Source organism: Bogoriella caseilytica (assembly GCF_003752405.1).
In the GTDB taxonomy this organism is placed as follows: domain Bacteria; phylum Actinomycetota; class Actinomycetes; order Actinomycetales; family Actinomycetaceae; genus Allobogoriella; species Allobogoriella caseilytica.
The window spans coordinates 1,689,445-1,713,021 of the sequence record NZ_RKHK01000001.1 but is presented as its reverse complement, the minus strand read 5'-3'; the positions used below and the strand labels follow the sequence as shown (position 1 = coordinate 1,713,021).

At 65.4% G+C, this 23,577-nt stretch carries 21 protein-coding genes; 3 read left to right on the top strand and 18 right to left on the bottom strand.

What is annotated here, in order from left to right:
- Window positions 1-24 precede the first annotated feature (24 nt).
- Window positions 25-1,656 (bottom strand): acyl CoA:acetate/3-ketoacid CoA transferase, encoded by a 1,632-nt coding sequence (locus EDD31_RS07575; protein WP_123303615.1) that lies wholly within the window; start codon window positions 1,654-1,656, stop codon window positions 25-27.
- The gene (locus EDD31_RS07570; protein WP_170163236.1) at window positions 1,653-2,390 is read right to left on the bottom strand and encodes an IclR family transcriptional regulator; all 738 of its coding nucleotides are present in this window, start codon (window positions 2,388-2,390) and stop codon (window positions 1,653-1,655) included. The genes EDD31_RS07575 and EDD31_RS07570 overlap by 4 nt, the downstream gene beginning before the upstream one ends.
- A gap of 69 nt (window positions 2,391-2,459) precedes the next feature.
- Here EDD31_RS07570 and EDD31_RS07565 point away from each other — a divergent pair, with 69 nt between their 5' ends.
- Both EDD31_RS07565 and EDD31_RS07560 read left to right on the top strand, forming a co-directional pair.
- The gene (locus EDD31_RS07565) at window positions 2,460-3,230 is read left to right on the top strand and encodes an SDR family NAD(P)-dependent oxidoreductase (RefSeq protein ID WP_123303613.1); all 771 of its coding nucleotides are present in this window, start codon (window positions 2,460-2,462) and stop codon (window positions 3,228-3,230) included.
- On the top strand, window positions 3,227-4,537 hold the full coding sequence (locus EDD31_RS07560) for an AGE family epimerase/isomerase (protein ID WP_245991031.1): 1,311 nt from the start codon (window positions 3,227-3,229) through the stop codon (window positions 4,535-4,537). Before EDD31_RS07565 ends, EDD31_RS07560 begins: the two co-directional genes overlap by 4 nt.
- Here the strand turns inward: EDD31_RS07560 and EDD31_RS07555 are convergent.
- From EDD31_RS07555 to EDD31_RS07520, 8 genes are all read right to left on the bottom strand, one after another.
- Window positions 4,525-5,283, bottom strand: coding sequence for an SDR family NAD(P)-dependent oxidoreductase (locus EDD31_RS07555; RefSeq protein WP_123303612.1), 759 nt, complete (start codon window positions 5,281-5,283; stop codon window positions 4,525-4,527). The genes EDD31_RS07560 and EDD31_RS07555 overlap by 13 nt on opposite strands.
- 58 nt (window positions 5,284-5,341) lie before the next feature.
- Window positions 5,342-6,577 carry an ADP-dependent glucokinase/phosphofructokinase gene (locus EDD31_RS07550; RefSeq protein WP_123303611.1) on the bottom strand — a complete coding sequence of 412 codons (1,236 nt, stop codon included), beginning with the start codon at window positions 6,575-6,577 and terminating at the stop codon, window positions 5,342-5,344.
- Window positions 6,578-6,591: 14 nt separating this feature from the next.
- Entirely contained in the window at window positions 6,592-7,788 is a 1,197-nt protein-coding gene (locus EDD31_RS07545) for an ADP-dependent glucokinase/phosphofructokinase (protein ID WP_123303610.1), read from the bottom strand.
- A 13-nt stretch (window positions 7,789-7,801) separates the two neighbouring features.
- Window positions 7,802-8,662 carry a ketose-bisphosphate aldolase gene (locus EDD31_RS07540; RefSeq protein WP_123303609.1) on the bottom strand — a complete coding sequence of 287 codons (861 nt, stop codon included), beginning with the start codon at window positions 8,660-8,662 and terminating at the stop codon, window positions 7,802-7,804.
- Between the two features lie 24 nt (window positions 8,663-8,686).
- On the bottom strand, window positions 8,687-9,556 hold the full coding sequence (locus EDD31_RS07535) for a ketose-bisphosphate aldolase (RefSeq protein WP_123303608.1): 870 nt from the start codon (window positions 9,554-9,556) through the stop codon (window positions 8,687-8,689).
- A 30-nt stretch (window positions 9,557-9,586) separates the two neighbouring features.
- Window positions 9,587-10,426, bottom strand: a complete 840-nt coding sequence (locus tag EDD31_RS07530) for a carbohydrate ABC transporter permease (RefSeq protein ID WP_123303607.1) — start codon at window positions 10,424-10,426, stop codon at window positions 9,587-9,589.
- Window positions 10,427-10,487: 61 nt separating this feature from the next.
- Window positions 10,488-11,435 (bottom strand): carbohydrate ABC transporter permease, encoded by a 948-nt coding sequence (locus EDD31_RS07525; protein WP_123303606.1) that lies wholly within the window; start codon window positions 11,433-11,435, stop codon window positions 10,488-10,490.
- A gap of 59 nt (window positions 11,436-11,494) precedes the next feature.
- On the bottom strand, window positions 11,495-12,814 hold the full coding sequence (locus EDD31_RS07520; protein WP_123303605.1) for an ABC transporter substrate-binding protein: 1,320 nt from the start codon (window positions 12,812-12,814) through the stop codon (window positions 11,495-11,497).
- Window positions 12,815-13,028: 214 nt separating this feature from the next.
- Between EDD31_RS07520 and EDD31_RS07515 the strand changes: the two genes are divergently transcribed.
- Complete coding sequence (locus EDD31_RS07515; RefSeq protein WP_148058897.1) at window positions 13,029-13,853, top strand: DeoR/GlpR family DNA-binding transcription regulator; 825 nt, start codon at window positions 13,029-13,031, stop codon at window positions 13,851-13,853.
- Window positions 13,854-13,941: 88 nt separating this feature from the next.
- Here EDD31_RS07515 and EDD31_RS07510 read toward each other — a convergent pair whose 3' ends face one another.
- The 8 genes from EDD31_RS07510 to EDD31_RS07475 all read right to left on the bottom strand — a co-directional run bounded on the left by EDD31_RS07510 (window position 13,942) and on the right by EDD31_RS07475 (window position 23,505).
- Window positions 13,942-15,159, bottom strand: a complete 1,218-nt coding sequence (locus EDD31_RS07510; protein ID WP_123303603.1) for a phosphatase PAP2 family protein — start codon at window positions 15,157-15,159, stop codon at window positions 13,942-13,944.
- Between the two features lie 120 nt (window positions 15,160-15,279).
- Entirely contained in the window at window positions 15,280-16,383 is a 1,104-nt protein-coding gene (locus EDD31_RS07505; RefSeq protein WP_123303602.1) for an ABC transporter ATP-binding protein, read from the bottom strand.
- Window positions 16,380-17,483, bottom strand: coding sequence for an ABC transporter ATP-binding protein (locus tag EDD31_RS07500; RefSeq protein WP_123303601.1), 1,104 nt, complete (start codon window positions 17,481-17,483; stop codon window positions 16,380-16,382). The genes EDD31_RS07505 and EDD31_RS07500 overlap by 4 nt, the downstream gene beginning before the upstream one ends.
- Window positions 17,484-17,492: 9 nt before the next feature.
- A complete protein-coding gene (locus tag EDD31_RS07495; protein ID WP_123303600.1) occupies window positions 17,493-18,665 on the bottom strand; it encodes an ABC transporter permease in 1,173 nt (390 codons plus the stop codon).
- Between the two features lie 4 nt (window positions 18,666-18,669).
- Window positions 18,670-19,668, bottom strand: coding sequence for an ABC transporter permease (locus tag EDD31_RS07490; protein WP_123303599.1), 999 nt, complete (start codon window positions 19,666-19,668; stop codon window positions 18,670-18,672).
- 129 nt (window positions 19,669-19,797) lie between these two features.
- Window positions 19,798-21,765, bottom strand: a complete 1,968-nt coding sequence (locus EDD31_RS07485; RefSeq protein ID WP_123303598.1) for an ABC transporter substrate-binding protein — start codon at window positions 21,763-21,765, stop codon at window positions 19,798-19,800.
- Between the two features lie 180 nt (window positions 21,766-21,945).
- On the bottom strand, window positions 21,946-22,905 hold the full coding sequence (locus tag EDD31_RS07480) for an inorganic phosphate transporter (RefSeq protein WP_123303597.1): 960 nt from the start codon (window positions 22,903-22,905) through the stop codon (window positions 21,946-21,948).
- A gap of 6 nt (window positions 22,906-22,911) precedes the next feature.
- Window positions 22,912-23,505 (bottom strand): DUF47 domain-containing protein, encoded by a 594-nt coding sequence (locus EDD31_RS07475; RefSeq protein WP_170163235.1) that lies wholly within the window; start codon window positions 23,503-23,505, stop codon window positions 22,912-22,914.
- Window positions 23,506-23,577: the final 72 nt, after the last annotated feature.

Here is a 23,577-nt window from a genome sequence, read left to right as displayed (position 1 = left end):
TGACTAGGCCTTTCTAGCCGTTGGTCACTCGTGCTGGTGACGGTGGTGGGTGTGGAAGAACCGCGGGTCCATCAGTGCCGGATCGGCGACCTGCGGAGTGAAGTCCATGAGGTCGAGGACCTCAGCGTGGACATCGATGCCGGGAGCGACCTCGATGAGTTCCAGTCCGTCCTCGCCGAGGCGGAAGACGGCTCGTTCGGTGATGTAGAGAACCTCCTGACCCAGCTGGCGGGCACGTTCGGCACTGAAGGTGATCTGAATGACGTCCCGTACGAACTTGCGGATCCGCCCTTCGGAGCGCACGGCCAGCACGCCGTCACCGACGTCGAAGCTCGCGCCCACGGCGGTGAAGGCACCACAGAAGACCACCCGTCGCGTGCCCTGGCTGATGTTGATGAAACCGCCTGCCCCGGAGATCGTGCCGCGGGGGCGGCTGGCATTGACGTTGCCGAACCGGTCGACCTCGGCCATGCCGAGGAAGGCGATGTCCAGTCCGCCTCCGTCGAAGTAGTCGAACTGGTAGCCGGCGTCGATGGAAGACGTGGCGTTGTAGACCGCGCCGAACTCGACACCACCGGCCGGTGACCCACCGATGTGCCCCTGTTCGACGGCGAAGGCCAGATCACGGAGCATGCCGCGCTCAGCAGCGACCTGGGCGATGCCGTCCGGCATACCCACCCCGAGGTTGACCACCGAACCGGGAGCGATCTCCTCGACAGCGCGCTCGGCGACGATGCGCCGGGGACCGGAGGGCAGGACGGGCAAGCTGGTGATGGGCACCCGGCTCTGGCCGGTGAAGCCTGGCTGGAAGTACTGTCGCGCGGTCTGCGGCTGCTCGGGCACCACGGAGATGGTGTCCACCAGGCTGCCGGGGACCTTGACGCGGTGCGGGTGCAAGGAGTGCGCCTCCACGAGGTACTTCACCTGCACATGGACCTTTCCCCCGCAGGCCTGCACCGCCTGCGCGACCGAGAAGGCCTCGAGCAGGGCGGCCTCCTCGTGGAAGCTGAGGTTGCCGTACTCGTCCGCAGCGGTGGCGCGCAGCAGAGCGACATCGAAGCGCGGCGCCCGGTAGAAGAGGTGTTCACTCCCCCCGAGCTCGACCACCTCGACGAGGTCCTCGGTGGTGACGGCGTTCAGGCGGCCGCCCTCGAGACGCGGGTCGACGAAGGTGCCCAGGCCCGTGGTGGTCACCAATCCGGGGCGACGTCCGCCGACCTCGCGCAGCAGCTGGGAGATGACTCCCTGCGGCAGGTTGTAGGCCTCGATACGTTCCTGCTCGGCCAGGGCGGCCATCTTCGGCCCCATGCCCCAGTGACCACCGACGACCCGCTTGACGAGACCTTCGTGGGCCAGCAGGTTCATTCCGGTCTCTTCCCGGTCCCCCACCCCGGAACAGTGCCAGAGGGTGAGGCGACGCGGCGCGTTCTCGGCGCGGAAACGTTCGGATACTGCTTCCAGCAGTGCCCCTGGCTCCTGCAGACCTCCCCCGGAGCCGCCGACGAGCACGGTGGCGTCGTCCGGGAGCTGAGCGGCGACCTCCGCCGGACTCACGACCGGCTTGGGGCCCCAGCGGCCAGGCGGGCGGGCTTCGTCTGCATGGGCGCCGGCCGGAAGAGAGACAGGCGACAGCTCGGCGTGCGTGCGCGTGCTCATCGCGCAACGACTCCGGCGGTCTGCATGGTCGCCACCGTGTCCTCGAGCGCGGCCTTGAACTCGGCACGGCGTTCCGGATTGGCCCGCTGCGCGGGAACGGAGACGCACATGGCGTAGGCACCATCGGGGTCGTTGATCAGCCTCAGCGGGGTGCCGATGGAGACGACCCCCACCTCGTACTCCTCATCGGCGAGCGTGTAGCCGCGCTCAACGCCCCGATCGATCTCGCGCCGGAGGGACTCGACGTCGGTGATGGTGCGCTTGGTGAAGCGGGGCATCTCCAGGCGGCCCATCAGTTCTTCGCGTCGCTCGCGCGGCAGGGCCGTGAGCACCCCCTTGCCCACTGCCGTGCAGTGCAGCGGTCCGCGCTGACTCACACTGCCCTTCACCCCGAGCAGGCCGGGGCCGTGGACCACATCCACGTAGACGAACTCCTCGCCGGTCAGCGTTCCCAGGATGACCGTCTCGCGCAGCCGGGCGGAGAGATCGGCGATCGCGCCGTGCAGATCGGTCAGACGACGACCCTCGAAGACCGCGCCCGCCGCTCCGAGCGCTTGCAGGCCCATGCGATAGGTCATGTCGGTACGCGTCAGCCACCCGCGCTTGGCAAGAGTGGACACCAGCCGGTGCGCCGTACTCAGGGGAAGCCCGAGCTCGCGCGCCACACCGCTGGCGGTATCGCCATGGGGGCGGGCAGCGAAGTGCTGGAGCACATCGAGACCTTTGGTCAGCATGTTCCGCTCAACTTCCACGTTATGGGAGCCTCTCTCGCTTCGTGGGAGTTTGTACCGTAGCATGAAACGATGGATTGCTCTTCCGTCACCGCAGCCGCATCGGATGATCGCTTCGCTTGCCTCGATGGCCGGGTGATTCTCGTGACCGGCGCCGGCGGCGGACTGGGCGCCGCCATCGTCACCTCCTTGACGTCCGCGGGAGCACGCGTGCTCGCCGCAGACCTTCCCGGTGCCGGTGACAGCATCGACGAGGGGCCCGAGGTGCACCGGCTCGAGCTCGATGTCACCTCCGAGGAATCAGTCCGCGATGCGGTGAGCCATGCTCGGCAACGCTGGCCGCAACTCGACGGGCTCGTCGCCAATGCCGGCGTGATGACGGAGGAAGCGGTCGACGGACCACGCATGGCCGAGATCTGGCGCCGCACCATGGACGTCAACCTCGACGGCACCTACCGCACCATTGCGGCCGTCAGCTCGTGGCTCCGGCAGGCGAGAGCGCCGGCGGTGGTGACGGTGGCATCCCAGCTGGCCTACTCCGGCGGCCCGGGCCTGAGCGCCTACGCGGCCTCGAAGGCTGGGATCCTCGGCCTCACCCGCGCGGTCGCGCATGATCTCGGACCGCAGATCCGATGCAACGCCGTGGCACCTGGGCCTCTGCGCACACCGATGACCGAGCGCTACTCCGAGGAGTGGCAGACCAGGAAGACCGCCCGGATGATCCAAGGCAGGTTCGGCCGGGCCGAGGAGGTGGCGCCCGCCGTGCGCTTCCTACTCAGCGACGAGGCCAGCTTCATCACAGGCCAGACCCTGCTCGTCAATGGTGGAGGGGTGATGTCGTGACGGCACATGGCGCCGATGAGATGCTGGCCGAGGCCAGCCACCTGCTCACCTTCGGTGCGGGGTCGCGGCTGAGTGCGGGGGGGTTCGGCTGGATGGACGCCCAGGGGACGCCGATGCCGGCGCACCCCCGGCCGCTGTACGTCACCGGCCGCATGACCCACTCCTTTTCTCTGGGCGCCATGCTCGATGTCCCGGGCGCCGGGGAACTGGCCGATCACGGCATCGCAGCGATACGAGACCTCTTTGCCGACGCCGAGTACGGCGGCTGGTTCACCGCGGTGGATTCAGATTCGGCAACACCGGCGGACGGGGCCAAGTGGGCCTACCCGCACGCCTTCGTCATCCTGGCAGCTTCCTCGGCCACCCTCGCCGGCCGGCCGCACGCCCCGGAGCTTCTCGCGGAGGCTCTCGCCGTCTTCGATCGCTACTTCTGGGACAAGTCGATGCAGATGCCGATCGAGGAGTGGGACCGCGGTTTCACCACCTCGGCCGGATACCGGGGCGCCAATGCCGCCATGCACAGCGTCGAGGCACTGCTGGCAGCCGCCGATGCCAGCGGCGAGGCCCAGTGGGCCGAGCGGGCTGCGCAGATCGCTGGCCGGATCCTCCCAGCAGCCGAGCAGCACGAGTGGCGGCTGCCCGAGCACTACGACGTGGCGTGGCGCCCCCTGCTTGAGCACAACTCCGCGCACAAGGAGGACCCCTTCAAGCCCTACGGTGCGACGCCCGGCCATGCTTGCGAGTGGGCCCGGCTGCTCCTGCACCTGGAGTCCAGCGGAGCGGGCGCCGGTCTCGATCTGCTGGGCGCGGCGCGATCGCTCTTCTCCAGGGCCGTCGACGAGGCCTGGGCCCCGGACGGCACGAACGGCCTGATCTACACCGTGGGCTGGGATGGCGCGCCGGTGATCCGCCAGCGCCTGCACTGGGTGCAATGTGAGGCGATGGCGGCCGCGACCGTGCTCCATCAGCGCACCGGCGAACCCGGCTACGCCCAGTGGCGTGCGCGGCTGTGGAGCTACATCGGCGAGCACCACCTCGACCGCGAGCGCGGCTCGTGGCATCACGAGCTCGACGAGGCCCTGCGCCCCGACGCCCGGGTCCGCCCCGGCAAGGCCGACATTTACCACGCGGTGCAGGCCATGCTGTTGCCCAGCCTCCCGGTGCGGGCCTCGCTCGCCCGGGCGGTCCACGAGGCGCGCAGACTCAGGTTGCCCGCCGTGCAGGCGGGGCGGGCCTCCCGACCGGCACCGGATCAGGGAGCACCCACCCACCGTGGGGCCGCTCCGCGGCCAGATCAGGAGAAGTAGGCACCGCCGTTGACGTCGAGCACGGCTCCGGTCGTGAAGCCCGAGTCGCTGCGCGCCAGATGCTCCGCCGCGCAGGCCACATCAGCCGGGAGGCCGGCTCTGCCGACCGGGATGCCCGCGATCGCCTTCTCCTGATCGGCAACCGGCGTGAAGGTCTCGTGGAAGGGGGTCTCGAGAATCAGGCCGGGGGCGATCGAGTTCACGGTGATCCCCGCTGCAGCCACCTCCTTGGCGAGCGTCCGGGTGAACCCGTCCACGGCCGCCTTCGACGTCGCGTAGACGCCCGCACCGCCCGAGCCCCCGTTCGCACCGGCCAGAGAGGAGATGTTGATGACCCGGCCGCCCTCTCCGAGGTGACGCAGCGCGGCACGCGAGACGTAGAAGACCGAACTCACATTCAGTTTCCAGACGGCATCCCAGTGCTCATCGCTCATTGAGGCCAGCGGATGCCGGGCCACCAGGCCTCCGGCATTGTTCACCACGACGTCGAGACCGCCCATCCGCGCCGCCAGGTCATCGACCACTCGGGTGACGGCTGCGCTGTCGGTGACATCGAGCCGCGCACCAAGCAGGGTGATGCCCTGCCGGGCGGCCTCTGCCACGACCTCCTCGGCGGAGCGGCTGTGGGTCGTCACCGACACCGTGGCGCCGGCACCGACGAAGCGCTCGGCAATGGCACGTCCGATGCCCACGCCGCCACCGGTGATGATCACACGGCGGCCGGTCAGAGTCTGCGGGATGGTCATGGGAGTTCCTCCAAGGGTTGATGAGACGGAGTTGGAGCACGTCGGGGGGTCATGGCCGTCAGGCCGGGCTCGCCTGGGCCAGGAGGTCACCGCTGACGAAGGTGTCCCCCAGGCCGATGGTGGAGTGCGGAGCGGACAGGTAGGGCGTGCTCACCACAGTGGCGTGATATCCGCTGCCGAGGCTGCCGGATCGAGGGCCGCCCTCAGCGAAGGACGCTGCGGCCGGAAGAGTCCACACCCCCCGCGGCTGTCCCGATTCCGCTCGATTGGCCGCCGCAAGGCTCCCCGCCGCCAAGGCGCGCTCCTCACTGCGCGGATCGCCCCGATGCACACTCATCGCCCAGCGATCGGAGTGGACGACCACCCGGCGCAGATCGTGGGCCTGCGCGAAGTCATGGGCAGCCTCGGCCGGCGTGCCCGGGCCGACCAGCCGGCTGAGTTCGTCACCGTTCATCCCCACGGACTGCACGTGGGGGCCGACGATCTCCATCACGCGGGCGAGTTCCTGCCCGTGGGAGTACTCAGCGAGCTCAAGATGCACCAGTCGTGCACCGGCTTCACGCCACCGGGCGACCGTCTCGGCCAGGATCGGCAGGACCACCTCACGGGCGCGCCCGAGGCCGTTGAGGCCGGACACCAGCGCCACGCCACCGCGGACATGGGCCGGGGAGTCCCGCAGAAAACGTTCGTCCATCTGCAGGCGCTTTCTGGTCAGGACCACGGTGATCCTGCTCGAGCGTTCGATGGTGACGTCGCCACCGCGCGTACCGCGAGAGAACTCCAAGACGTGGTTGGAGGGCACCACAGCGTCATCACCGGCTTCGGCCCGGCGCACGGGCTCGGGCCCTGAAGGCCCCAGGACCTGCACGCCGGGGGGTGTCGCATCCAGCTGCCGAGCACTGCGATTCTGCAGCGAGAGAAGGGGCTGAAGCCCCAGGGCGGACCAGCTCCAGCAGGCCTGGATCGACGTCCCACCGCACTGAAGGAGCGCCGGCGGACCGGCCAGCTGCTCCAGCAGCTCCTCCCCTGACTCATCGTCGATGAACAGCTCACCGTCCCGCCCAGCCCGGAGCCACTCCCGCAGCGTGGCGATCCCGTTCCGGAACGCCTCCGACCCACCGACCGTGCCGAGCATGAGCCGCTGCAGATCGGCACTTGAGAGCCGGTGCACGGCATCGGTGGTGGCGCTGAACCCGGCCACGAGAGGTCCGGCCCTCTCGATGAGGGTCGCCTGCTGTTCGACCAGCGCGCTGTAGAACGACCGCCAGTCACGCGGTGAGGAGTGGGGAGCCATGGCCTGCCTTCCGGTCACACGTCACGAGCGAGGGCCAGGCCAGCGAGCAGACCACCGAGGAAGGTGTCGCCGAGCCCGATCGTGGTGGGGTCTTGTGCTTGGACCTGCGGCACGGGAACGACGGCGGTGTGACCGCCTCCGAGCGCTTCGATGCGATCAGCCAGCACAGCGCCACCGTCCTCGGGGCCAGGGCAGGGGAATCTGCGGAAGTCGGTGACATTCCACTGGTCGCCGTGGACGTAGCGTGCCGTGGCCGCCTTGACGCCGAGCTCCAGGGCCGGAGTGAGCCCACTGACGTCACCGTGCGCGAGCGCCCATTCGCCGCTATGCACGATGACGGTCCGCACACCGAGATGGGCGCGGAGGCTGCGCGCTGCCCGATCCACGGCGGTCGCATCGAGCGGATCGAAGGGCATGTTGAGGTAGGCCGCGACCTCGTCCTCGTTCATCGACCACAGGTCCACCTCGGCGGCCAGTCGCCGGGTGATGACGGCGCGCCTCTCGTCATGATGGAAGGCGGCGTCCTCGTAGACCACCATCGCGTCTGCCGGGCGAGCGCGCAGGTACTCGATCAGTTCCTCGATCCGGCGACGGAGCAGATCCTCGGACTCGATCGTGTTGAACCCCGAGATCATGATCAACCGCGCATGTGCCGCGGCCTCACCGAAATCGGGAGCCACCCTCAGCTCGGAGTTGGCGGGATCGTGGACGAAGATCAAGCGGTTGGCCCGCGGGGCGGTCAGCGTCATACCCCCGATCTCGATGACCGCGCCCTGCGGGTACTGCACGATCAGGTGGGGATAGGACGGCGCTGCAGACTCGTGGTGGAGGTACTCCACGCTGCGCGGCAGGAGCTCGCGCACCTGATCATCGACGTGGGCAAGATGCACCGTGGACCGCCGTCCGAGACGGTCCAGCGCAATGGCCGCACGCACATTGGATCCACCCAGCGACACCCTGGTGGCAAAGTGCGCGGACACCTGCGTGAGGATCACCGGGTCGTCCACGTGCCACTCACCGCCCGCACCCCGTCGCAGGCAGTCGACGATCCGCTGGACCAGCGCTCGAGTCGAGCTGATCACCGGTTCGTGCTCCACGCCCATGCCGGCATCGACCTGCCACTGAGAGGCCAGTTCGCTCAGCGCGTCAGCGTCCCACTGGACCTCGGCATCGACGCAACTCCCCATGCCGAGCAGGATCGCCTGACTCATCGCCCGCTCCGGATCAGTAGCTGGAGGCCCGGCCAGCGGCACCGAAGAGCTCGATCTTGTGGATCGCCACCGCGGTCAGGGCCTGCTGGCATGCCGGCTGGATGGCATTGGGCTCTCTCATGCTGGGATCGCTGAGCACCTCACGCATGGCAGAGAAGTACGCCACCTTGATGTCCGAGGAGATGTTGACCTTGTTGATGCCCCGGCGGCATGCGTCAGCGATCTCCCTGTCGGGGTTGTTCGAGCCACCATGGAGCACGAGGGGGACGGAGACCGCAGCATCGATCTCGTCCAGAAGGTCGAGCCTGAGCTCCGGTGTGAGGCTCTCGGGATACAGGCCGTGGCGGGTGCCGATCGCCACCGCGAGCGAGTCGACGCCCGTGCGCTCCACGAACTGCACCGCATCGGCCGGGTTCGTGTAAATGATGTCATCGGCGCCCGCTTCTCCGTACGAGTCCCCCTTGCCGATCGTGCCGAGCTCGGCTTCGACCGAGACGCCGACGGCGTGCGCCGCCTCCGCCACCTGCGTCGAGAGGGCGATGTTCTCCTCGAAGGCAAGGAGCGAGGCATCGATCATGACCGACGTGAACCCGTACTGAATGGCCATCAGCGCCTGCTCGTAGCTGGCGCCGTGGTCCCAGTGGATCGCCGTGGGCACGCTGGAGCGGTGCGCTCGATCGATGAACGCCGGCATCGCCGAACGTCGGAGGTGGGACATCTCATCGGGGTGGATCGCGAGGATGAACGGGGCGTCTGCCTCCTCACAGGCATCGAAGACGGCGTTCATCATGGAGTAGTCGCTGATGTTGAACGCCGGGACGGCGAAGTTGTCGCGGGCTGCGACCTCGAGCAGTTGACGGCCGTTGAGCAGCATGGGGGCTCCTAATCGTGGGCGGGCTCAATGCCCGTAGTGCTGAAGGGTGTCGGCCGACCCGAACAGGCCGATCTTGTGGCGGACCAGCTCACGGGCGCACTCCATGGCCGGAGGTACGACGATCCGCGGGTCCCGGATGGAGCGGTCCTGGAGGGTCTCGCGCAGGCCGTCGTAGAAAGCTCCCTTGATGTCTGAGGAGATGTTCACCTTGTTGATGCCCCGGGTGCACGCCTGCCTGATCTCCTCGTCCGGATTGTTCGATCCGCCGTGAAGCACGAGCGGCACGTCGACCGCGGCATCGATGGAGTCCAGCAGGTCCAGCTTGAGCTCGGGTTTCAGGTCAGGTGGGTAGATGCCGTGCCGGGTGCCGATCGCGATCGCCAGGGAGTCGACACCGGTGCGTTCCGCGAAGGTGACCGCTTCATCAGGCTCGGTGTAGAGGATGTCGTCGGTACCGCCCTCATCGGCGCCCTCGGTCTTCCCGATCGTGCCGAGCTCTCCTTCCACCGACACTCCTGCGGCACGTGCGATCCGGACCACCTCGGCGGTGACCTCGACGTTCTTCTCGAAGGGCTGCAACGAGGCGTCGATCATGACCGAGGTGTAGCCGAGCCGGATGGCGCGGATGACCTCGTCGAGATCGTTGCCGTGATCCCAGTGCAGCGCCGTGGGAACGGAGGATCGGTGAGCCCGGGCGAGGATCGCCGGGATGAAATCCTCACCGATCCAGCCCCCCTCCTTCGGGCCGAGCGCGACCATGAGCGGCGAGCCGACCTCCTCGCAGACCTCGAAGGCGGCAATCATCATATTGTAATCCGACAAATTCAATGCGGGCACTGCAAACCCGTGCTCACTGGCAACCGCCAGTAGCTCAGCCCCTGTTACGAGTGTCATTTTTCAGTCGATCCTCTCATCATCGGACGCCTAGTGCTTCACCGCACCGGAGGTCATTCCTCCGATGAAGTACCGCTGGAAGAAGGTGAACAGCACCAGCACCGGAAGGGAACCCAGAACGCTCATCGCCATCATCTGGTTCCAATCGAACGAATGCTGCCCCATGAGCATTTGGATGCCCACGGGCACGGTGCGCATATTGTCGGTACGCGTCAACGTCAGCGCGAAAAGGAACTCATTCCACGCGAGCATGAACGTGTACATCCCCACCGAGACCAGACCGGGGGCCGAGATCGGGATCAGAATCCGCCACAGCACGCCGAACGAGGAGGTCCCGTCAACCCGCGCCGCTTCATCGAGCTCCCGGGGCAGGGTGTTGAAATATCCCGTCATCATGATGATGGCGTACGGCAGAGTCAGAACCATGTAGGTCAGAATGAGCCCTGGGTACCGATTGTAAAGACCCAGCGTGACGATGAGCCCAAAGTACGGGATCAACAGGGTGACCGGCGGCACGGCTTGAACCGAGATGACGATGACATTGATCAGCCGTTTCCCCGGAAACTCGAACCGACTGAATGCGTAGGCCGCATGCACCGCCACCAGGAGACTCAGCAGCGCCACACAGATCGCCACAAGATAGGAGTTGAAGAAGAACCGGAGCTGCCGTGGATCATTCAGGATGCTGGTGTACGCCTCGATCGTGAAGGACTCGGTGAGGAACCGGGGCGGATAGGCGAAGACCTCCGGATTCGGTTTGAAGGATGAGGACAGCATCCACAGCACAGGTGCGCCTGCGAACACCGCACCCACCAGGAGCCCGATGAGGGTGAGGATCATCGCCGTCCGGCGCCGGGCCGCCCGGCTCATCCCCGTTCGCGCCCCGGCGCCACCGCCGGACCGGTGTGCGAGTGTCTTGTCTTGAGCCATGTCAATCCCTCGCCCTCTGGTGGCGCACATAGGCAACTGCAAGGAGCGCCGTGAGGACCAGGACCACGACGGCGCTCGCCGATGCGGTGGAGAACTGGTACTGCATGAAGGCGTTCTTGTAGGTGTAGGTCGACAGCATCTCCGTGCGGTCGAGTGGCCCACCGCCGGTGGTCATCCAGATCAGCGCGAACTGATGGGAGGTCCAGATCAGGTCCAGCAACCCCATCGAGATGATGATGGGCTGCAACTGCGGAATCGTGATCGAGGAGAACCTCCTGATGGGCCCGGCACCGTCCACCGAAGCCGCCTCGTAGAGCTCATCAGGAATTCCCTGCAGTCCCGCCAGGAGACTGATCATGAAGAACGGGTAGCCGTTCCAGATGCTGATGAGCACCACCGAGAACAGCGCCAGGCGCGGATCCGAGAGCCACTCCTGGGGTTCGCTGATGATCCCCGTGGTGTCGAGAACGTAGTTCAACACGCCATTGGGGTTCATGATCAGCCGCCACAGGACGGCGACGATCGCCACGGTCATCAACCAGGGCAGAACGAAGATCGCCCGGAAGACCGCCTTCACCCAGGGTGGCAGCAACCTCGTGTTGAGCAGCATGGCGAACGTCAGCCCGATGACCAGGTGGGCCGCGACGGAGGCGAACACGAAGACGGCGGTGTTCTTCAGCGCGGCGTGGAACGTCGGGTCGGTCAGAATGGCCCGATAGTGCCGGAGGCCGACGAACTCGGGGTCGGGATTGGTGATGACGTTGTTCTGCAGCGAGTACCAGATGACCATACCGATCGGCAACGCCATCAGAACGGCCAGAAGGATCAGGGTCGGCGAGAGGAAGCCGAGCGCAGAGAATGTCCTGCGCCCGACCCCCTTGCTCGCCGTCGAGGAAAGGCTGGCTGCGTGCTTGACAACCGGCTCAGCCTCGAGGGTCTGCTTCGACATGCGATGTCCCTTCAGCAACACAGCAACGCGATGCGGTGTTCTCGTTCCTGCGGACGGGACTAGAGGATCTCTTCCCACTGCTCCTGAACGGAATCAAGGGCATCCTGGATGTCTTTGTCCTCAGCGAGAATCCGCTGCAGTTCCTCGTTGAAAATGCGCATCAGCTCATCAGCCATGGGAAGCCCGGTGAACTCGCTGACCGGATAGCCGGCATCCCAGATCTCGAAGGCGTCCTCGAAGAGCGGGTCCGCATCGCTGAAGTCAGGGGTCGCTTCCGAGTTCCCGGGGAACCCGTTGGCGTACCCGCTCAAGTCCGCATTCGGCTCGGCACTCATGAGGAACTCGATCAGCTTCCAGGACTCCTCGGGGTGCTCGGTGTTCGCGGCCATGCCGATGCCCCAGGAGGCGTATCGGATGCCCGACTCGCCGGTGTAGCCCTCCTGCACCGGCATGGGAACCACGGAGAAGTCGAGGTCGGGGTTGTTCTCCCTGATGAGATTGATGTGGGCCAGCGAGGACACCATCATCGCGACCCGGCCGTTGGTGAACTCCTCGACCTTGTCCTGCTCGGCCATCGTGAGACCACCCGGCGCGAGCACGCCGTCGTCCCACATCTCCTTGATGAACTCGACGTTGGCAGCCACCTCGGGGTTGTTGATCGCCGGCCCGCCGTCATCGGTGAGCATGCTCCCGCCCGAGGCCCACATCCAGGGGAGCACGTCGATGTGCACGCCGTTCGAGCGCTCCAGGGTCAGGGCGGTGACGAAGCCCGCCGATCCGGTCTCCTCGTGCACGGTCTGCGCCGTCTCCGCGAACTCATCCCAGGTGGTCGGGACCTCGACTCCAGCGGCATCGAGGATGTCGTTGTTCACGAACATGGGGTAGGCAAAGTTCACGACGGGGATCATGTAGGTGGCGCCATCCACCTGGATCTGGGCAGCGAGGGCGGAGTCGTCGTAGTCCGCATCGGCCATGGCCGCGCTCAGATCTCCGATCGAGCCCTGGGTCGCGAAGTCGTGCACCCAGGAGCCGTCGACGCCGAGCACATCGGGCATCGTCTGCGCGGCGGCGCCGGCGACGATCTGGTCACGCACAGTTCCATAGGGGCTGGAGAGCAACTCGACCTCGATGCCCTCGTTCTCTGCCTCGAACTGCTCGATGAGTCCTCGCAGCGCTCCATCCGGGAGCTCCGGCTCCCACCACTGCATGAACTCGATGGTCACAGTCTCACCTCCCGCATCGGCCTCTCCGCCCGTATCCGGGTTCTCGGGGGCGCTGCTGTCGGAACCACATGCCGTCGCCACCAGGGCAAGGGCTGCGGGCAAGGCGACAAGCGTGGCCCGACGGCGCCGCGAGTTCGTCTGAACAACTCTGTTCATGTCTTCCTCCAAAGAGCCTTCGCCGGCGAGAGCATGACGTCGGTGTCATGCCCGGGGATGCCGGCTGCATGCAGATAGTTGCACAGTGCTGCCCGTTCGTGCAAGGTTATGCCTGATCCTGCGCAGTCGCGACGACGGCGTTGCTCGGCAGGTGGCAGTCCCGGCTTGTAGGTTCGAAGCAGCGGACAAAGGTGGAACGGTGGATGAAGAGGTCATGACAACGTCGAACGGCGCAGAGCTCCCTGCTGTGCGGCGCGAGCGCATCGTGGAGTACGTGGAGCAGGTGCAACAGGCGAGCGTGCACGACATCGCCGAGGAGTTCGCGGTCTCCGCGGACACGGTCCGACGGGACCTCATCGCATTACACAAGCGCTCCATGCTGACCCGCACCCGTGGCGGTGCCGTGGCCAACTCGGTGCTGGACAGCCCCGATCGGGAGATCCGCATCCGCCAGCAGCTGAAAGAGCCGGAGAAGCGCGCCATCGGCGCCCGCGCCGCGCAGCTGATTCCCAGCGAGGCGGTGGTCGCCTTCAACGGCGGTACCACCACCCTCGCCGTGGCCCAGCACCTGGGCGCGCACCGCAACCTCACCGTGGCCACGAACAATCTGAGCATCCCCGTCGAGATCCCCCAGCAAGCGGTCCGGAATCTCTACGTCTTCGGTGGGGATGTCCGGTTCAGCTCCCAGGTCACCATCGGCTTCGCCTCATTCCCCGACGCTGACGCTCCGGGCATGGTGCACTTCGACCTGGCGATCATCGGGGTCGGCGGCGTGACACCGGAGGGCTACTCCGTGAGTAACCTCGGAGAGGCCTCCATGATGCGTCAGCTGATCCGTCGCTCGACCACGGTGGTTGTCGTGGCGGACTCGACCAAGTTCTACCGGACTCAGTTCTCGCTCCTGACGTCCCTGGACGCCGCCGACCATCTCGTCACCGACGTCGCCCCGCCGCACGAGCTCAGCGAGGCGATCTCCCGTGCCGGCGTCGAGCTTCATCTCGCCCGCGACGCCGGCACGTCGGGCACCTCGACCGGGTAGAGCCACTCGACCGGCACCACAGGCCTCAGGAACCTGGTCACCTCTTCGGCCGGACGGCTCACCCCGAGCCGCAGGCCTCACGACCGGGTCAGTGAACCTGAACGGCGCCATCCGCGCCCACGGTCACGCGGGCGGTCATCGCCGCCATCAGGTCGAGACGCTGCCAGCCACCGTGCTCGCCCCGAATGTCGAGCGGGTAGCCGGAATCCACAGCCGTGGCTCTCAGGACGTCAGCGCGCTGCTGCTCGTCAAGGGAGGGATGCGCCCCCAGCAGCAGAGCTGGGGCTTCAGCAGGGATCTCGAGCCGCTGACCTCCATCGCCGATCTGGGGGAATCCGTAGGTGAGCAAGCTCCGGTACCACCTGCGAGCCTCACCATCGGACAGGTAGGGCTGATCCGCCTTCGCCACCTCGGCGAGAGGCGCCCCGCACTCCGCTTCCAGCACGCTCCGCAGTTCAGCACGAGCGTCCAGCAGCAGTGGTCGGAACTCCCTGTCACTCCAACGGTTCGCAGCGATATAGCTGCCCATGATCCGGCCACCGATGATATCCAGGGGAAAGTGGGCCCCCATGACGGCTCGGGAATGGCCGGCATCGGCCGTTCGTGCCAGGATCCCCGCTGCCACCTCCGGGAGGAAGGTCGCCAGCATCAGGCCTTGCCAGTAGGCCTCGGAGGTATGGCCGGACGGAAAGGAACCGTCGAGGCCGGCGTGCGCGTCACCGTCGTCAAAGTCGTAGGACTCCAGCTGGTCGGCCACCTGCAGGTACGGGCGCAAGCTCCGGTCCGCCCAGTGCGCCTTCGCGGGGTTGCACGAGGCCCCCTCGCCGCCCACACGGCCGTGGGGGCGATACTTCGACAGCAGCTGGTACGTCCTCGGAGCCTTTCCGGCAAGCATGCACTCCAGGTAGACCGGGCCGAGCTGCTCTCCCAGCCCAGTGTGCAGAGTGAGCAGTTGGTCCTCGTATTGCCCCTGGCGCGCCATATCTTGCAATCGTGGGTCCGATCGAGCCTGGCGGCTGATCTCGACGACCTGGGCGCGGTCGCGCTCGAGAATCTCAGGGTGGTCCTCGAGGAGGACGTCAAAACCCCGAAGGAGCGGGATGAAATCGTGGCCTCCGTGGCCGTCGGACGGAAAGCTCCGGTCGAGTACATGCCGGTCGAAACCGTCCGTCAGTGACTCGAACCGCGGTTCGTACTCCGAGTAGAACCGTGTCCTTCGACCCGCACCACCGGCCTCGGCGCCTCCGGTGTCGTGGGTCCACGACCGCAACCGCGTCCCGGACTCCTCATCGGATGAACTCGTCATCACGCTCCCTCGTCGTCATTCATCCATCCTCGGCCGGGCTCTCGGGCACCGAGGCCCGACAACTCCCTGGAAACGGGCTACGGACACCGGATGCGAGCCGGGGCCACCCCAGAACTCCGCTCAGAGTTCCGCCTCACGCGCGGGATCCTCCCGCGCCTCCATGTCGTCATCTCCGGCAGTCACCGACAGCTGCGCCAGCCCGCGCAGGCTCAGCTCCTCCGCATAGTGGCAGGCGCTGAACCGCCCTTCCTCGACCTCACGCAAGGACGGGCGTTCTTCATGACACCGCTCGGTCGCATAGTGGCAACGAGGAGCGAACAAGCACCCGGGTGGGCGGCTCGCCGGACTGGGAACCTCCCCCTTCGGAACAATGCGCTTCCTGCGCACGTCCGGATCCGGCTGAGGGACCGCCGACAGCAGAATCTCCGTGTAGGGATGCCTCGGCGACGAGAAGATGGCCGAGGTCTCGGCCAACTCCACGATCTGACCCAGGTACATCACGGCGACACGATCGGAGATGTATTCGACGATCGAGAGATCGTGCGCGATGAACAGGTACGTCAGCCCGAGCTCTTCCTGGAGATCCCGGAGGAGGTTGATGATCTGGGCCTGGATGGACACGTCAAGAGCCGACACGGCCTCATCGGCAACAATGACCTGCGGATTCGTGACCAGAGCGCGTGCGATACCGATCCGTTGGCGCTGACCGCCGGAGAACGAGTGCGGATAGCGACGCAGATGTGACGGGTCGAGCCCCACCTTCGCCATGATCTCGCGGACCTTGCCCCGCAGCTCCGCCTTCGACATGTTCGTGGTCGCCCGCAAGGGCTCAGCAATGATCTCGAACACCGTGTGCCGGGGGTTCAGCGACGAGAACGGATCCTGGAAGATCATCTGAATGTCCTTGCGGACCTGCTTGAAATCCCGGCCCTTCAACTTGAGAAAGTCAACTTCTTCACCGCCGGGCGGCGTGTAGTTGACCTCACCGGAGCTCGACTCGATCCCCCGCACGATGCATCGACCGAGGGTCGATTTACCACAACCCGACTCGCCCACCACCGAAAGGGTCTCGCCCTGGTGGAGGGTGAAACTGACCTCGTCCACGGCGGGGAAGGACAGGTTCTTCGCGACTCGAAACTCGCGGGTGAGCTGCTCGACCCGGAGCATCGGCGATCGTGCGCCCGCCGGCGCCGCCGGACTCTCACTGGCATCCACAGCAGTCATGCGGACTCCTCCCTCGGCTCGTGCGGTCCGCTGCCGGCGGCGCCCCGCAACTGCTCAACCCGATCGGGTTCGTGCAGGAAGCACCGCACCACGTGCGTTTCAGTCAGCTCCGTCATGACGGGATTGGCGGTACCGCAGACATCGTCCAGGCGCTCCGAGCAGCGGCCATAGAAACCACACATCGGTGGCATATCAATCGCCTGTGGGACAACTCCGGGGATGACCTCCAGGCGTTCACTGCGACCACGCCCGAGTTTGGGGATGGAGTTGAGCAGACCTCGCGTGTACGGGTGCTGCGGATTCCTGAACACCTCACGAACCGGAGCATGCTCAACAATCTTTCCCAGGTACATCACGGCGACCTCATCGCACATCTCCGCCACCACGGCCAGATCATGAGTGATGAATAGAATCGCCATGCCCAGATCCTCTTGCAGCTGCCGCATGAGCTCCAGCACCTGGGATTGGATCGTCACATCGAGCGCCGTGGTCGGTTCGTCGGCGATCAGCACCTCGGGATTGCAACTCAGCGCGGTTGCGATCATGGCACGTTGACGCATACCACCGGAGAACTCGTGAGGGTACTGGTCGAAACGTCGCTCAGCATCAGCAATACCGACTTTGTCCATCATTTCGATGCTGATTCTACGCGCTTCCTTGGGATCGTCAGTGCGGTGAAGAAGCACCGCCTCCATGATCTGGTTGCCGATGGTGTAGAGAGGCGAGAACGCCGTCATGGGCTCCTGGAAGATCATGGCGACGCGACGGCCACGAACACTGCGGATCACCGGGCCGTCGACCGGCAACGACAACAGCTCCAGCTCGTCATCCTCGCCATGGCCTGCGAGGTTGGCCTCGCCACTCTCCACGAACTGCTTCGGGTTCAGCCGCAACAGTGTCTTCGCCGTCATCGACTTGCCTGATCCTGACTCACCCACCAGGCCCAGAGTGCGGCCGGCACGGAGTGTGAAGGTGACCCCCTCGACCGCTTTGAGTGTCCCATTCTCTGTGGGCAGATGGACGCGAAGATCCTTCACAGAGAGCGTCTCGTCTCCACGCTGAACGCGGCTCCGGGAACCGTCCGTTGCGATGTCAGTCATCATCATCCTTTACTTGTACGGATCCGCGGCGTCCCGCAGGCCGTCACCGAGGAAATTGAATGCCAGGACAGTCATGATCACGAAACCGAGTGGTATCAACTTCCAGGGGTAGTAGGCGACACTGGCCACATTCTGCGCCTCCTGGAGCAGGACGCCCCAACTCGTCGCCGGCGCCTGAATGCCGAGGCCGAGGAAGGAGAGCGCCGTCTCGCCGAGGATCATGGCGGGGATGGCAAGCGTCACAGCGACCACGAGGTAGGACATGAACCCCGGAACGAGGTGGACGGCAATGATCTTGAAGTCATGGACGCCCGAGACACGCGCCGCCATCACGTAGTCCTCATTCTTCAATGACACGAACTTCGACCGCACCACGCGCGCCAGTGTGGTCCATTCGACGAATGCGAGGATGATCGTGATGTAGAGGAACATCTGAACCACTGGTATTCGCGACGGTATCGCTGCGGCCAGCGCCATCCACAAAGGAAGTGTCGGGAATGAACGCAGGATCTCGATCAGCCGCTGGATGATGAAGTCGATGGTGCCGCCGAAGTAGCCGGCCACGGATCCGATGACGAGCCCGAGAACGAAGCTGATCCCCACGCCGACGAGCGGAATGGACAGTGAGACCTGCGAGCCGAGGACGATCCTCGAGAACAGGTCACGGCCCATCGAGTCCGTGCCGAAGAGGAAGACACGACCCGGGTCGTCCACACCGAACAGGTGGGTCGTCGATGAGAACAGACCGAAGAAACTCCACTCGCGACCTTCGGTGAAGAACCGGAGCTGATGCACCTCGGACTCGTCCGGGACCACGATCGTCCGCAGGGTGTCAGGATCCCGGCTGCGCTCGAGCCCATTGACGTGGGGGCCGATGAACTCGCCCTCATGGAAGAGGCGGATCGGCGTCGGCGGCGCATCCACAAAGGAGGAGTCGTAGCTCTGCAGACCGTATGGAGCGATGAATCCTCCGAAGAGGGCGCCGAGGTAGAGCGCGCCCAGGATGACCATGGAGATCTGCGCCAGGCGGTGAGCGCGGAGCTTCTTCCACATGAGCCGCCATTGGCCCGCCGCGTAGTACGACTCCTTGCGTGCGTCTCCCGTCGGGGAGAGCGGGTCCGCTGACTTCGGGGCTTCTTTCCGTGGTCGGAGCAGGCCAGTGTTCGGAATGCTGAACGCCATGTGCTTAGCTCCTGGTTCTTTCGTCGCGAATCCGCGGATCCAGCCAGCCGAGGAGGATGTCAGAGATGAGTGTTCCGATGACCGTCAGCACCGCCATGAACAACAACCAGGTGCCCGCGAGGTACATGTCCTGGCCGAGCATGGCGTCCAGCATGACCGGGCCCTGGGTGGGCAGGTTCAGCACGATGGCGGTGATCGTGGATCCGGTGAAGATGGCCGTGAGCGACCAGCCGATGGTGGAGACGATCGGATTCAGCGCGGCCCGGAGCGGGTACTTCCGGATGACTCGTGACTCCTTCACGCCCTTGGCGCGAGCCGTGATGACATTCGGTTTGTTCATCTCGTCCAGCATCTGCCCGCGCATCACGCGGATGAGCTCACAGGTCGAGGCGGTGCCGATCACCACGATCGGAATGATGAGGTGTTTGAGCAGGTCCAGGACCCGGCCCACGGACCAGTCGGCACCGCGGTACTCAGCCGATTGCAGTCCCAACATGGGATCGCCGAACCAGGTGAACGAGAAGTACATCAGGATGATGGCCAGCAAGAAGTTCGGCGTCGCCATCCCCAAGAACCCGATGGTGGTGAACACGTAGTCACCCACTGAGTACTGCTTGATGGCTGAGTACACGCCGATCGGGATGGCCACGAAGTACGTGAACAGGAAGCTCGCCACCGAGACGATGATGGTCATCACCATGTACTGCTCGACCACGTCGATGACGGGTCTTGCGTAGGCGAAGGAGTAGCCGAAGTCGCCTCGACTGACAATCCCCCAGATCCAGTTCAGGTACTGCTGATAGATCGGTAGGTCCAGTCCGAAGCGCTGTCTCAACGCTTCGCGGTCGGCAGCGGAGAGCTGGTCCCCCTCCTCTGCGAGCTGGCGAGCGTACGTGGAGACGTAGTCACCCGGCGGCAGCTGGATGATCCAGAAGACGATCATGGAGATGATGATGAGGACCGGGATCATCATCAGCGTTCTGCGCGTGATGTATCGGAGCACTGGGCTTCTTTTCGCGAGGGGAATGGTGGTCGCAGATGGTTCAGTCGGTTCTCGGGTAGGGCTGCTGGGCGCGCGGCCCAGCAGCCCTATCCCGCCCCACCGGGCGCGGAGGCCCGGTTCAGGCCAGCGTCAGTCGTCGAGACCGACGAAGGAGAACTGCATAGGACGGCCGTGTCCGAGCTCTCTGAACTCATCCGCGATCGTGGTCTGTTCGGGAACGTTGACGATGTCGTTGTTGACCACGATGAGGTTCGGTACGTGACCGGTGAAGCCCAGGAGCCACTGGTTTTCCATGTGCAACCGCACGATCTCGTCGGAGTAGGACTCGATCGCCTCGACATCCGTGGAAGAGGACAGAGCGCTCCACGCATCCCACATCGCTTCGATCTCCGGCGTGGGCTCGACGCCCGACTCGCCACCGGTCTCGTAGTACGCGCCCCACTGGGAATGCCAGGGCGTCACCATGCTCAGCGGCACGAGGGTGTCGGGGCGGAGGTGGGGGCTCACGCCACCGACGGTGAAGGCGGTGGTGGCGACGTGTTCGTTCGCCCAGAAGGCATCGTCCAGGCTCCCACGGTCGACCAGGCGGACGTTCGTCTGAATGCCGATCTCTTCGAAGTAGAACTGGAGAAGCTCTTCGAAGCGTCCTGCTTGCCCATCGTCGGCCAGCTGGAGAATCTCGAGCGTGACGGGCGTGCCGTCGTCGAAGGTCCACCATTGGCCGTTCTTCTCCAGGCCGATCTCCTCCAGGAGCTGTTCCGAACGATCTGGGTCAAACTCCGCCCACTGCTCTGCCCATCCTTCTTGGTAGTAGGGATGCGCCTCGCTGAAGGATGCTTGAATGGGTTGGCCCAGTCCGAGCGTGAGGATCTCGACCAGTTCCTCACGATCAACGGCGACAGAGAGCGCTTCGCGGAATCGGATGTCCTGGATGAGCTCGCGCAGGTCCTCGTCCTCCACCGTCTGATTGAGCTGGAGGACCTCACTTCCTAGTGCCGCCCAGTCCCACTGGTAGATCCGATAGTTCCCGGCGTCCTGATTCTCGGCCAATGTCGTGAAGTCTTCGAAGCCGAACCTCACGATGTCAAAGTTGCCGGCCATGGTCTCCAACAGGATATGGCTGGCGTCCTGCACCGAGTTCAGCACCAACTCGTCGATGTACGGAAGCTGGTTGCCCTCACCGTCAGTCTTCCAGTAGTACGGGTTTCGCTCCCACACGATACGGTTCTCATTCGGGTCATCGACCGGCTTCCAGGCACGAATCGTGGGACGGTCCGGCCAGATCCAGAAGTAATAGGTGATCGACTCGTAGAAGCCTTCGCGGTCGGCGAAGCCGTACTCCTCCATCACCGCATCCGTGGCGTCGTCACCGACGAACTCGTCGAGGATCTCTTCGAGCCAGTGCGCTGGCGCGTACATCCACTTCGCGTCGATGGCGAGGCGCTCCAGGAAGAGAACCCGGGGGTGGGCGAAGGACACCGTGAAGGTGTGGTCATCGACCTGCTCGATGGTCGCCTGCGTGCGCTCCCCGGTGTCGGGGTCGGTGGAGTAGAACGCGTCGTACACGCTGCGCTGGAAGAGTTCCGGCTGCATGATGTGTTCCCACCAGAAGAGCACGTCGCGGGCGGTGAAGTCTTCGCCATCCGACCACTTCATGCCTTCACGCAAGTAGATCGTGAACTCGGTGTAGTCGTCATTGACGTCGTAGCCCTTGGCCACGTTCGGTTCGACGCCGTCACCCTCTGCGGTAAATCGGAAGAGAGCTTCTTCGGTGATCTTTCCGACCTCCCAGGGCGACTGTTGGCCCATCCACGGCAGATCCCATGAACCACCGTACTCACCGATCTGTTCGTAGACCGGCTCCACCATGATGTCGTCGAGAGCGGGAAGGCGGTCAGCGACTGGAGGTAGATCCCCCGCCTCGACCATGTCGGCCAGCCCGGGGGCCTCCCGCAGATCATCGGCCACATCGGGCCCGTCGCCTGCCACCTCGGCCGGATCGTTGTTGGAACTGTCGTCAGTGTTCGAACCGCAGGCTGCGAGGATCAGCGACGCTACGACGACGCTCACCAGCGATGACTTTCGTATTGCTGTCATGTCTGTTCCCGTCAGGGTAGATGGGTAGGTAGCGAGACCTCGTTATCTCGTACCGCGGAAGCTGCTCTTCCTAGCAGTGCGCTAGGTCACACAGGTTGTCCTGACATTCAGAGTACGGGTGGCCTGTGGCGGAGGTCAAGGCCTTCTCTCTCACTATGAGCAATAAAGCCGGGCTCATGCTCAGAGAACCCACCGCGCCGCCACGACCGCCACCGTGCCGGCCGTTCCCATGGCGAGTGGCAAGGTGAGGAGCCACGCGAGGGCGAGGCTTCGCACGACGCGCCATCGGATCTTCCGGTAGCTCTCCTTGATTCCCGCTCCGAGGAGGGCGCCAACGATCACCTGCGTCATGCTGACCGGCGCACCGAGCGCCGAACTACCGAGCACCGCCGTGGCCGCCGCGAACTCGCCGGTCACCACATGGGCCGGGCGGGATGCGAGGATTCCGCTGCCTACTGAGTGGGCCATACGAGGGAGGCCGAGCATGGTGCCGCCGGCGAAGCCGACGCCCAGGATCGGATACCACCACCAGGAGAGTCGCCCATCGGCACCGGCGAGCCCTGCGGCGAGCAGGAGCACCAGGATCTTCTGACCGTCATTGGCGCCGTAGGCCACGCATTGCAGGGTGAATGCTCCTCGGTGACCCCACGTCATAGCGGAGAGGTACCGCCGGGGGCGAAGCGCGTGCCAGAGCGTCGAACCCAGCAGCGCCAAGGCCATGCCGACGATCGGAGCCAGAGCCGCGATCGAGAGCACCCACCCGACCTGAGTCCACGCCACTGGGGCCCCCAGGCCCCATCCGGCTCCCGCAGCACCGCCGATGACCGCCAAGGAGAGGCTGGTCGGTAGCCCGCGCCTCGTCAGTACCACGACGACGATCACCGCCATGACGAAGCCGATCGCGAGAGCCGTCGCGCCCAGCGGCCCGGGTTCGACGATCGTGTCGGCAAGGGTGTGGGCGACGACGCCACTGGTCAGCCACGGAATGGTCATGACACACGCGGTCAACACCAGCAGGCCGCGGACGACACCGAGGCCCGGGACCCGAAGTCCCGGAGCGAGGATCGCGCCCCCGTCATTGACACCTGTGATGACGACGAAGGCGAGCGCGAGGAGAACCAGGGTCGTCTCGGCCGGCACGGACGTTCAGTAGCCTCGCTTGAGGGCACCGTCGCTCAGCGCATCGGCCGCCTCGCTGATCCGGATCCCCACCCAGTCCAGTCGCTTGATCAGCTCGCGGTGCTTGAGGGAGCCCGTCCCGGCGACCACGGTCCGCGCGAACTCCTCACGATACGCACGGGTCACCCGTCGTGCCGCCTTCTTGACCTCGATCGAACGCATCGGTACCTCGGCGGGCTTGATCCACAGGGTCGCGACCGCTGTCTCGAGCTGCACCAGTGCCTCGTCGGCAGCCACCAGCAGCGGTAAGTACCGCTTCCGATCTTCGAATCCGTACAGGTCCGCTTCCCGCACGAAATCTTGGAGCGTATCGAGAGCGTCGTCGATCGACCGCGAAATGCGGAACAGATCCTCCCGGTCAAGTGGTGTCACCAGCGTGGTACTCAGCCCGCTCACCAGATCAGACCTGCGACGATCACCTCTCCGCTCGACCTCGCCGATCTCGCGGCGCGCCACTGCGGGACTCTCTCCCTCAATCATGCGGCGGGCCACGGCGGCCCCCTCGATGGTCGCTCGCACCTGACCGAGTACCGCGACGCGGAGCGCCGCAGTGCCTCGCACCGGTCGAGCAGACGCCCTCGCACGGCCATGGCCACCGCGCCGGAAAAGACGAACCATCAGGAGTCTCCTCGA